Source organism: Leptotrichia sp. OH3620_COT-345 (assembly GCF_003932895.1).
Lineage (GTDB): Bacteria > Fusobacteriota > Fusobacteriia > Fusobacteriales > Leptotrichiaceae > Pseudoleptotrichia.
In genome coordinates this window covers 137658-147103 of sequence record NZ_RQYW01000005.1, presented here as the reverse complement: position 1 = coordinate 147103, position 9446 = coordinate 137658, and the positions used below count along the sequence as shown (strand labels likewise).

Here is a 9446-nt window from a genome sequence, read left to right as displayed (position 1 = left end):
TATTTATTAATTTAATTTTTGATATTTTAGTGAATTATATCTTATTTTTTACAAAATTTCAATGAAAATTCTTATAGTTATATTATTTCCTTTAAATTGAGTTTTTGCAGGTTGTAATTTTGTTTGATAAAACTGTTGTTAAAATAACAGATTTTAATGGAAATTTTAACAGTTGTAAATGATAGAATATTAGTTTTATCATAACTCTGTTAATTTAAAAAGTAAAAACAATATTAAAAATATGATAAATTTTAAGCTTTCAGACACCCTCTGATAAAAATATTTTGATAAACTTACATTCAATGAAATGTAAAGAAATTAAGAAATGATATATTAAATTTTTTTAAATTTAAAGTTGGAAAGAATTGTTATAATAAAAAATATTATTAAATAAAAGAAAAAAGTGTAATCCACTATAATTCTGAATTACACTTTCAGATTATTATTTATCAATTTATTGACTAAATCGGTCATTAACCTTCACAGAATTGAATTATTTTCAGTTCATCTTTTTTGAAAAATATATAAAATATTAATCAATATATTCTATCTTTCCAAATCCCTTTTTTTCAATAGTGTCTCTGAAATCATTGTCTAAATGCATACAGTAAACCCTGTTTCTTTTATCCGAAGGAAATATTTTTTCTAAATAAAAAATATTTCCATGTGTTGGATTTTTATCTATATAACTACATGTGTCCTGATATATTTCCGTTATTTCACCTGAAAAATATTTTTGAAATATTTCTTCAGGTATTTCAACAGCATCTCCACTGTAGTATACCGTTTCATCGGGAAAAATAATTTCATATCCGTAACATGTCATATCATTTACATGTTTCACTTCAATTTCACGATTTTTTACTTTGGATATTTCAGGAAGTTTATTTCTATACTTATAAAATTTTTTTTCTACTCCAACCATTTCCAAATATGATATTATTTTTTTTGTGGGATGTATAATATACGGAATCTTTCCTTTCTTTAAATAAAGATAAGATACGAGAGAACCTAAACTTCCTACGTGATCACAATGAAAATGAGTTATAAGAATAAAAATTTCCTTACTGTCCAGCATTTCCTTTAAGTTCCATATTTTCCGAAAAACACTTTCACCGCAATCTATTAAATAAAAATTCTCATTATATGTAAAAAATGCACTTGTATTATCAAGAACCGGATTAAAAGCTGATCCGATTCCCAAAAATTTTAATTTTTTCACTAAAGTCACTTCCTATTCTTTTATTCCCGAACTTATGAAACTGTTTATAAATCTTTTCTGTAATATGAAAAATATAACAATGAGTGGGAATATTATTATAAAAGTGGCAGCACTTACATTTGCCCATTGCATTGTTGCTTCTTTAGATTTTGCAAAAAGAGCCAATCCTACTGTCAAAGTTCTGTTCTGTACTGAATTTGTAACAATCAACGGCCATAAATAATTATTCCAGTGATAACTTACCGAGACTACTCCGAATGAAAGATAAGCAGGCTTTGCACAAGGCATATAAATTTTCCAGATTATCTGCCATGTATTGGCACCGTCTATTCTTGCAGCCTCCGCTAATGATTTCGGTATAGTTTTAAAATGCTGCCTTAGCAGAAATATCCCAAAAGCGGTACCTAAAAACGGAATCATAATCCCAAGTTTTGTATTTATAAGACTTAAGTCCTTCAAAGTCATAAAATTCGGAGTTATTAGAACATCATTAGGTATAATTATCTGCATAAATATTATAATAAATACATATTTTGCCCATTTCAGTTCCATTACAGCTAAAGCATATGCTGCCATAGTCGAAGTAAATACTTGAATAATAAATGTTATTGTTACAAGTATTAGAGTATTTATATAATATATCTTAAAAGGAACGGCATTCCACACATATATAATGTTTTTCAGAGTAAACGGAGTTTTCGGAAATAGCGACATACTAAAAGACGGTTCGGTAAAAGCTGTCCCTACCATCCATATTAAAGGTATAAGCCAGATTATAGCTATGATAAAAGCCAATACCGTAATTATCGAGTTTTTCCCTTTTTCTATTATATTCATATTTGACCCCTATTTTAAAAATTAATTGTAAAATGCTTTTTTATCCTGTCTGAAAAATCTCGGCAAAGATACAAAAAGAAGTAAAAACAGCATTATCACTGTCAGTGCCGATGATCTTCCATAGTTGAAATTTGTGAATCCCTGCTGGTAAATATAATATAACAGCAAAGTACTTCCATTGTTTGGAGCACCTTCAGTCATTATAACTATGTGATCTACTAATTTAAAACAATTTGTCAATGCTATTGTCGATACAAAAATCATTGTAGGTTTTAGCAAAGGCAAAGTAATATTTTTAAGCATTACCCAGAATCCTGCTCCATCTATTCTGGCTGATTCAAATAAATCTTCGGATATTCCCTGTAATCCTGCAAGAAAAAAAATCATTAGATATCCCGATTCTTTCCATACATACATTATTGCCATAAAAGGTAAAACCGTATTTTTATTTGACAATACATTCAGAGGTTTCATTCCTAAAGCTGACAGCCACTGGTCTAAAAGACCATTTTTCCCCATATATATAAACATCCATATGCTTGCCACAGCTATCATCGGCATAACTACAGGATAAAAATATACAGTTCTCAATATACTCACCGATTTACTTTTACGGTTTACTAAAAATGCCAGTGTCAATCCTAAAACCATACATGGAACAACTGTTATCACGGAAAAAAATATTGTATTATACATTACCTTCCAGAAAATTTCACTTTTGAACAGACTGATATAGTTACTGAAACCTGACCATAAAGGTTTTTTCATTCCTAAAGTATATTTTGTAAAACTCAGATAAAAACTCTTAAAAACAGGTAAAACAGTAAATCCGACCATAAATATTAAAGAAGGCAAAAGCAGCAAAAAACCCGTTATATTTTCTTTCAATTTTCTTTTCAGTTTCGTATCCATTTTACCTCCTGTAAAAATCAGTTAAAATCTTTCAGTACTTCAGCAGCCTCTTTCTGTGCATTATCCAAAGCTTCTTTTGCTGTTTTTTCTCCTGTTATTGCAGACTGTATGTTATCATTTAATATTCTCCATATCTCAGCTGCATTGTAAGTTGTCAGCTCAGGTTTTGCAAACTGAAGCTGCTCATACGCCACTTTTGCTTGGGGTCTTTCCTTATAATAATTTTTTACTATATCTGTTTCAAAAGCACTTTTTCTCGTTGCCACGTATCCTGTATCCACACTCCATTGTGCTGCTCTTTCTGCTGTTGTAAGGTACTTTATAAACTTCCATGCAGCTTTTTGTTTTTCCGGAGATATTCCTGAAGAAATATAGAAATTCCCTCCTCCTGTAGGTGCACCTTTTCTCTTATGTGCGGGCAAGAATGCCACTCCATAGTTAAATTTAGAATTTTTTGCTATGTTGGATAAATTCCCTGTAGTATGATATATCATGGCAACTTCTTCTGCCAAAAATTGTGACGGCAAATCTGTCCACTGAACTATACCTTCCGCCATTACTTTATATTTTTTCTGTAAATCAATCCAAAATTGAAGTGCTTCTACATTTTCAGGTGTGTTGAAAAATACTTTTTTCCCATCTTCACTCATTAAATTTTTACCGTCAATACTATTCTGAAGTGCAAATCCTGTAAATGCCCATTGAGCCGAACCTGAATTCAATGCTATTCCTACACCTTTTCTTTTGTCATTTGCGATTTTTCCTGCTATTTCTACAAGCTCTTCCCATGTTTCAGGTGCTTTTTCAGGATCCAAACCTACTTCTTTGAAAATATCCTTGTTATAATAAAGAACCATTGTACTTCTCTGAAAAGGTATTGAATATATTTTCCCATCCACATAAGAATCTTCCATAAATCCTTCAAGAAAATCGTCAATATACTTTTTCCCTTCTTCTCCATCCTCTTTTATAAGTTCATCCAGAGGCATGGCCATACCGCTTGAAGCCATTGTAAATCTTTGTGTTGCCAGACTTACAAATAAATCGGGAGGATTTCCTCCTTGAGCGGCAGTCTGGATTTTTGTCACAGTATCATCATAATTTCCTGTATAAACGGCTTCCACTTCTATATCCGGATTTTCCTCATTAAAATCTTTTGTAAGTTTTTCAACTATCTTTGCCACAGGGCCGCCTACATTAACAGGATAATAAAAAACAAGTTTTACTTTCCCGTCTTTTGTTTTATTTTGATTTCCTCCGCAACTTAAAATCAGTAAAAATAAACTTAAAAATATTAAAAAACCAATTTTTCTTTTCATTTGTTCCACTCTCCTTTTCAACTTTTTTTTGGTAGCCTATAAACTTCTATCCTCCTTTCATTCCAACTATCCAATATTTAAATTTATTTTCTCACACTCTCCCTTTGAACAATTTCTCCGGGAATTTCTTCAGAATATTCTTTTATTCCATTCATCATATTACTTAACTTTTCATAAACTCTTTCAGATATTTTTTTATAATTTAAAGCTACTGTCGTCAATGCCGGAAAAAAATATTCTGAAATTGGTATATTGTCCAATCCCAAGACAGAAATTTCATCAGGAATTTTTATCCGAAGATCATTTAAGGCTTTTAAAACTGCCACCGCCTTTTCATCTCCTGATACAAAAAATGCTTCAGGCATTGATTTTTTGTTGTATAGCTCTTTTACAAGTCCATATATTTCCTTTTGATTGTTCATCCTTTCAATAATTCTAAGTTTTTCAAGAGATTTGCCTTTTTTCCTGTATGCTTCTATAATCCCGTTTTTCCTTTCTATATTCATAGGTGTGGGATTTGCTGTAATAAAAACTATATTTTCTATATTCTTTTCAAAAAGATATTCAGTTCCTTTAAAAACCGAGTTAAAATCATCATTTGAAATATATGTATCTTCATCCGAATAACTTTTTCCAAGAATAATGAAAGGTATTCTTTCTTTTTTTAGAATTTCAATTCTTTTGTCATTTTCCTTTTCATAAAATATAACAGCGCCGTCAATAAATGTATTTGATGTGTTCAGCAATGAATTTTTTAAGTCTTTATCTTCATAATACTGCTCCATGAACAGAGATATATTTTTGTCTCTATTACAGGCAAAAATTTCACTGACCAATATATTCGTCCATATAGTTGCTGTATGCCCTTTACTTCTCCTTATAGAAACCAGTATATTTTTTGTTTTTCTGCTACTTAAATTTTTGGCATATAAATTAGGTTTATAACCAAGCTCTTTTATTTTTTCTTTTATAAATTTTCTTGTACTTTCTCTGACATTTTCACTTTCATTCAATACTCTCGAAACTGTTTGTGCAGAAACTCCGCATTTTTCCGCTACATCTTTAATAGTTATATTTTTCATAAATCTCTCCTGATTATATATTTTTCAATATTGTTATCGTTAACAAGTTTATATGAAACAATAAAGTATATTTAAAATTCTCTAAAAATATAAACCGTATTTTATATAATATACTAACTAAATATAGGTTTGTTTTATTTTGGAAAAGCTATAATATTCCATCATGTAGGCAGGATATATTGTAAATGACATTTAAGAATATAACGCAAAACAAGATTGTTCCATTAAGTTATAAAGTACACTGAATTGTTAATATTCTCTTATTTTTATATAATTGATATAAATAACAGCTTATACCCTTTATACCCTCAAAAAATATATCAGTCATAATTTAAAAATTTTATGAAACAACCTTGATTGCATTTTCCACTATAAAAGCGGATATGTAAAATATGTCAAAAAAATTTATTAAAAATGTATTCCGTTTTTTAAAATGTTATCGTTAACAAATATATTTTAACCTCTATATTTTAATTTGTCAATAGTTGAAAATATAAAATAAAAGTGCTATAATTTTTTACACTGTAATTTCGGATTATCCAGATTAAGTCAAAAAATATATTATTTTATATATTTTATTAATCTTTATAATATATATAAACTGAAAAATTTATATTTTTTAAACATATATTATTGTATATTATAATTATAATTTTTAACTTATTAGGATATCTTCATTTATAACATTTGTACATAACGGAGGTTTTTATGAGAAGTTTATCAGGCATTCAGCCAAGCGGTACTCTCCATATAGGTAACTATTTCGGGGCAATAAAACAATTTGTGGAATTTCAGGATAAATATGAAGGATTTTATTTCCTTGCAAATTATCACGCTCTTACTTCATCACCTGACGGAGAAAGCCTTAAAAAAAATACAATAGATGCTATTCTTGATTATCTTGCTTTAGGACTTGATCCTGAAAAATCAACGATATTTTTACAGTCTGATGTTCCGGAGCATACCGAACTTTCATGGATATTGTCAAATGTCACTCCTATGGGACTGCTTGAGCGCGCTCATTCATATAAGGATAAAGTTGCCAAAGGTATTAAATCTAATGTAGGACTGTTTACATATCCTGTCTTAATGGCTGCTGATATATTAATGTATGACCCTGATGTTGTTCCTGTAGGTAAAGATCAGAAACAGCACTTGGAAATTACAAGAGATATTGCTATTAAGTTTAATGAAACTTATAGAAAAGAAATTTTTAAACTTCCTCAGGAAAAAATAGTTGAAAATCTTGCGGTAGTCCCCGGAATAGATGGCGACAAAATGAGTAAATCTTATGGAAATATTATCAATATGTTTATTTCCGAAAAGGAAATAAAAAAGCAGATTATGAGTATTGTTACAGATTCTACACCTCTTGAAGAACCTAAAAATCCTGATAATAATATAACAAAATTATATTCTCTTTTTGCCACACAAAAAGAAGTCGAAGAATTAAAAGAAAAATTCTTAGTGGGAAATTTTGGATATGGACATGCTAAAAATCAATTATTTGATAAATTTATGGATTATTTTACTCCTTTCAGAGAAAAACGTGAACAACTTGAAAAAAATATGGATTATGTTTATGAAATTTTAAAAAATGGAGCTTTAAAAGCACGTTCAGTTGCTTCTGCAAAAATGGAAGAAGTCAGAAATACAGTGGGATTGTTAAATAAAATTTGAATTTACAACATTTGTTTTTATGAATCAAGAGTATTTTTTGACTGTAAATAGAATATATTTAAAAAATTAAAAACTATTTTTTTACTGATTTTATAAAGTATAAAATTTATATTATAAAATAATCTATATCAAAATAATAATTTATAATTTAAAAAATGTTATACCCTATAATCTATAATATGATAGTATAATAATACAACCCCTATTAAGCAATAAATTAAATAATATAACAAAAAACCGGAATGTACCGGCTTTTTTTGTTATAATTCAAACAAAATCACAAACTTCGTATCATAATTATTTAAAAAAAGATAACAAATTGTGAAAAATGTTATTGTTTTACTATCCTTTGTTTATATTACATACAAATTGAACGGATAACTTTAATTTTTGCCTCTGCTCTTCAACTTTTAAAACTTATTTTTATATTTTTACACTCTTATATTAGATTATTCTTTTATATTTTTTATTTCTTTTATTCTATAATCTAATATTTCATTATTATAAAGCTGCACTGTTATTAAAGTCTGATTGTTAAAATATTTTATTGACAGTAATATATTATCATTATAATATAAAATTGCATTGTCTTTAAGATTTTCAATTTTTGTAAGTTTATTTTTTGGAACATTTTTAAAATATTCACGGTATTGATTAAATATTTTTTTATGTCCTTGTAAATCTGTAAATCTACTGAATACCGAAGATATCAGTCCATCTTTTGTGAATATAAAACTTGCAAGCTCCTGTTCCAAACCTATGGGATCCTGTACATTTTCATAATAAACTATTCCGTTCTGTTCTCTTATTTTCTTTCTCTGAATAACTTTTTCAAACTGATCGCGTGTCATTAAAAACTTTATTTTTGAAGTGATATCTTGTCCCAGTCCTTCAGTTTTTGATATTCCGAAAATTGTTAATGACATTATCATAAATATTAGCAGTAAAATTTTTTTCATTTCCATATTCCTTTCATATTTAATTTATTAAAATTATTTTATCAAATATAGCTTAAAATAAAATGAATACAGAAAACTTTTTATTTATTATTAGTAAATTACCAAATCAGATATAATATCTAATGTAAATAGTTGAAAGATATTTGGCATTTCAAATATTTTCTAAATACAATGCTTACTAATATTATTTTATTTTTATGCAACTTCATTTTTAGTTTCTGATAGTCTTATATCGATTTTCCCGTTATTTTTTGCTATTTTTACTTGTCTATACTTTTTTGTTTCTTTATTTTTGTCATTGAAAACTCTTTTTTTTGAAACTTTATATTTCCCGCTAAACTTTTCTGATAATTCCAATCCTATCAGCCCGATTAATGATAATATAATTCCTCCTACAATTACATTAAATAAAAATACTTCTAACATATTATTTACCTCCATTAATATTAATTAATTTCTCTATTTCCTCTTAACACACAAATTCTATCAGAAAAAATCAATAATAACGATATCGGTATAAGTTGATATAAGTTGATTTCAAAATTTACCCCTTTCGTATTTTTCCATTTAAAACAATATTTTTAGTTTTTCTTAAAATATCTCCATTTTTCAAAATAAATTTTATATTATAAATTATGATATATTTGGATATCGTATACAAAAATTTATTTTCTTTTTTAAATTATAAAATATTGATAAAATAATTTATAATTTAAAAAATATAATTTTATATATTCTTCTATTTTCATAAATCCGATTAAAAAAGCGGTTTATAATTTTTTAAAAATAAATAATAAACTAACAATATCAACTTTTTTTACACTTTTCCTATGAATTATAAATATCCAAACTAAATAAAAAATCGGACTTAAAATCCGAAATTTTTTAAATAATAATTTTATACTTCATATTTTTTTAAAGTTTTTAAAAATCGTCTTCCATTTTTTACATAATGTTCAGCATTTTTACGTATATGTCCTATTTCTTCATCAGTCAGTTTTCGTACTATTTTTGCAGGACTTCCTAAAATAAGAACTCCTTTCTCATAAGGTATTTTATCTGTGACGAGAGAATTTGCCCCTATCAGACAGTCAGGTGCGATTCTAACTCCATTCAGAAGGGTACTCCCCATACCTATTATTACGTTATCAGATATTTCACATCCGTGAAGTATAACATTATGACCTACAGTCACATTTTTACCTACAGTACACGGATACCCCAAATCTGTATGTATTGTACAATTATCTTGGACATTACTGTTTTTTCCTATAGTTATCTTTTCCACATCTCCCCTTAAAACTGCTCCGAACCATATATTTGAACCGTTGTACAATTTCACATTTCCTATAATAGTAGCATTTTCAGCAACAAATACTTCTTTTTCCATTTCAGGTTTTATTCCATCCAGTTCATAAATCATAATTTATTTTTT

At 27.6% G+C, this 9446-nt stretch carries 9 protein-coding genes; 1 reads left to right on the top strand and 8 read right to left on the bottom strand.

Annotation, left to right across the window (positions count from 1 at the left end; translation table 11 throughout):
* Positions 1 to 532 precede the first annotated feature (532 nt).
* From EII29_RS04740 to EII29_RS04720, 5 genes are all read right to left on the bottom strand, one after another.
* A complete protein-coding gene (locus EII29_RS04740) occupies positions 533 to 1222 on the bottom strand; it encodes an MBL fold metallo-hydrolase (RefSeq protein ID WP_158612464.1) in 690 nt (229 codons plus the stop codon).
* A gap of 12 nt (positions 1223 to 1234) precedes the next feature.
* The gene (locus EII29_RS04735) at positions 1235 to 2059 is read right to left on the bottom strand and encodes a carbohydrate ABC transporter permease (RefSeq protein ID WP_199726026.1); all 825 of its coding nucleotides are present in this window, start codon (positions 2057 to 2059) and stop codon (positions 1235 to 1237) included.
* Between the two features lie 21 nt (positions 2060 to 2080).
* Positions 2081 to 2971, bottom strand: coding sequence for a carbohydrate ABC transporter permease (locus EII29_RS04730; RefSeq protein ID WP_125236387.1), 891 nt, complete (start codon positions 2969 to 2971; stop codon positions 2081 to 2083).
* 17 nt (positions 2972 to 2988) lie between these two features.
* Positions 2989 to 4290 (bottom strand): ABC transporter substrate-binding protein, encoded by a 1302-nt coding sequence (locus EII29_RS04725; protein ID WP_125236386.1) that lies wholly within the window; start codon positions 4288 to 4290, stop codon positions 2989 to 2991.
* Positions 4291 to 4373: 83 nt separating this feature from the next.
* Positions 4374 to 5372 carry a LacI family DNA-binding transcriptional regulator gene (locus EII29_RS04720; protein ID WP_125236385.1) on the bottom strand — a complete coding sequence of 333 codons (999 nt, stop codon included), beginning with the start codon at positions 5370 to 5372 and terminating at the stop codon, positions 4374 to 4376.
* Positions 5373 to 6080: 708 nt separating this feature from the next.
* Here EII29_RS04720 and trpS point away from each other — a divergent pair.
* On the top strand, positions 6081 to 7052 hold the full coding sequence (trpS, locus tag EII29_RS04715; protein WP_125236384.1) for a tryptophan--tRNA ligase: 972 nt from the start codon (positions 6081 to 6083) through the stop codon (positions 7050 to 7052).
* Between the two features lie 449 nt (positions 7053 to 7501).
* Here the strand turns inward: trpS and EII29_RS04710 are convergent, their stop codons facing one another.
* The 3 genes from EII29_RS04710 to EII29_RS04700 form a co-directional block, all read right to left on the bottom strand.
* Positions 7502 to 8011 (bottom strand): hypothetical protein, encoded by a 510-nt coding sequence (locus EII29_RS04710; protein WP_125236383.1) that lies wholly within the window; start codon positions 8009 to 8011, stop codon positions 7502 to 7504.
* A 195-nt stretch (positions 8012 to 8206) separates the two neighbouring features.
* Entirely contained in the window at positions 8207 to 8437 is a 231-nt protein-coding gene (locus tag EII29_RS04705; RefSeq protein ID WP_125236382.1) for a hypothetical protein, read from the bottom strand.
* A 472-nt stretch (positions 8438 to 8909) separates the two neighbouring features.
* Positions 8910 to 9434 carry a gamma carbonic anhydrase family protein gene (locus EII29_RS04700; RefSeq protein WP_199726025.1) on the bottom strand — a complete coding sequence of 175 codons (525 nt, stop codon included), beginning with the start codon at positions 9432 to 9434 and terminating at the stop codon, positions 8910 to 8912.
* Between the last annotated feature and the right edge of the window lie 12 nt (positions 9435 to 9446).

Bases quoted from the DNA above. Each gene is read 5' to 3' on its own strand.
- EII29_RS04735 (WP_199726026.1), bottom strand. From the start codon at position 2,059: ATGAATATAATAGAAAAAGGGAAAAACTCGATAATTACGGTATTGGCT.
- EII29_RS04725 (WP_125236386.1), bottom strand. From the start codon at position 4,290: ATGAAAAGAAAAATTGGTTTTTTAATATTTTTAAGTTTATTTTTACTG.
- EII29_RS04710 (WP_125236383.1), bottom strand. From the start codon at position 8,011: ATGAAAAAAATTTTACTGCTAATATTTATGATAATGTCATTAACAATT.
- EII29_RS04705 (WP_125236382.1), bottom strand. From the start codon at position 8,437: ATGTTAGAAGTATTTTTATTTAATGTAATTGTAGGAGGAATTATATTA.
- trpS (WP_125236384.1), top strand. From the start codon at position 6,081: ATGAGAAGTTTATCAGGCATTCAGCCAAGCGGTACTCTCCATATAGGT.
- EII29_RS04720 (WP_125236385.1), bottom strand. From the start codon at position 5,372: ATGAAAAATATAACTATTAAAGATGTAGCGGAAAAATGCGGAGTTTCT.
- EII29_RS04730 (WP_125236387.1), bottom strand. From the start codon at position 2,971: ATGGATACGAAACTGAAAAGAAAATTGAAAGAAAATATAACGGGTTTT.
- EII29_RS04700 (WP_199726025.1), bottom strand. From the start codon at position 9,434: ATGATTTATGAACTGGATGGAATAAAACCTGAAATGGAAAAAGAAGTA.